This window comes from Streptomyces sp. DT224, assembly GCF_049844595.1.
Taxonomy (GTDB): Bacteria; Actinomycetota; Actinomycetes; order Streptomycetales; family Streptomycetaceae; genus Streptomyces.
In genome coordinates this window covers 1-299 of record NZ_JBNCLI010000057.1, presented here as the reverse complement: position 1 = coordinate 299, position 299 = coordinate 1, and the positions used below count along the sequence as shown (strand labels likewise).

Here is a 299-nt window from a genome sequence, read left to right as displayed (position 1 = left end):
ACTGGCGATTGGGACGAAGTCGTAACAAGGTAGCCGTACCGGAAGGTGCGGCTGGATCACCTCCTTTCTAAGGAGCATCTAGACCCTGTCAAAGGGGTCCAGAGCCACTACGTCGGCAAATGTTCGACGGTGGTCAGCTCATGGGTGGAACGTTGACTACTCGGCACGGCAAGTTGTTTGTCACTAGTACTGCTTCGGCGTGGAACGTGGTGAATGATTGGTCGGGTCGGGCACGCTGTTGGGTATCTGAAGGTACGGGCTCGTTTGAGTCTGTCCTTCGGTTGCCGGCCCCAGTGAAC

Annotated in this window: 1 rRNA gene; it reads left to right on the top strand. The window is 56.5% G+C overall.

The features are described 5' to 3' along the window. A 16S ribosomal RNA gene (locus tag ACLQ2N_RS36020) occupies window positions 1-67 on the top strand; the annotation flags it as partial. Between the last annotated feature and the right edge of the window lie 232 nt (window positions 68-299).